The following is an 876-nucleotide window of genomic DNA, read 5'->3' as shown; positions in this document are numbered from 1 at the left end:
ATTAAAATCCTAATGATTAGTATTAATACCTCCAACCTAGCTAATTATCCTCATCTCCTATATAATAAGAACATATATTCCCTTCCATAGGAGCACCCTTATGAAACTCCCATCAGACCAGGAGCAAACCTTCATCTTCGATTATATTACCCTTCCCCTACTCCTTACCGTGTTGGAACGTGACCGAAAAGTATTTGAATCATCTGCATTGAAGATTAAAGCCCCATATCTCTCTTTGTTTGAATCCGCTATAAGTAAAGTTGAACGTCTATCCAAAACACCAAGAAAACACTTAGATTACACGGTATAAAAGTATACTCAGAGAAGAGATTGGATAAATGTATAGAGTTAAAATATACTTATCATGGTTATCATCATATATTAAATCCAAGTTGGGATACTTTGAGAACTAAGGTAACTGGGATGATGTCTGATTATTTAAGATAAGCACAAAACAAAAAAGAGAGATAACGGTCCTAAGAGCAATGTCCCTGAAATATGTAAAACGCCCAGCCTTAAATTTACTTAAGGGTTAAACAAAACTAAAGGCGATAAATTTACCAAGCGTTTTGGCAGCTACTCCCCATCCAGCACTCATTCCTTATATCATCTATCCCTAGGGAGCTATATTATAAAAATCCGTACCCAAAATCTCCCAATACATATATACGAATCAAATTTTCACCCTTACTGTATATGGCAATTTAGGAATATCTATTTTTACAGAACATTTATTCGATTGTTAGTATTTTTATAACTAATTTTTATTCGATAAATTCAATTATTATACATAAATGCTTGACTATAGTTATTGAACTAATGGGCAGTTTTGCTTAACAGAGACAATTTTTAAAGTCTGCAGGTAATCATATAAAA

General features: G+C 32.9%; 1 protein-coding gene. It reads left to right on the top strand.

What is annotated here, in order from left to right; all coding sequences use genetic code 11:
* Window positions 1–100 precede the first annotated feature (100 nt).
* The gene (locus tag ABLT31_RS38780) at window positions 101–310 is read left to right on the top strand and encodes a hypothetical protein (protein ID WP_367761049.1); all 210 of its coding nucleotides are present in this window, start codon (window positions 101–103) and stop codon (window positions 308–310) included.
* The last annotated feature ends 566 nt before the right edge of the window (window positions 311–876 follow it).

The sequence above is a fragment of the Ammoniphilus soli genome (assembly GCF_040813775.1).
Note: the sequence above shows the minus strand (reverse complement) of the source record. Positions and strands in the feature narration are given on the sequence as shown.

Excerpts from the sequence above, each read along its gene's own strand:
- ABLT31_RS38780 (WP_367761049.1), top strand. The coding sequence starts at position 101 with ATGAAACTCCCATCAGACCAGGAGCAAACCTTCATCTTCGATTATATT.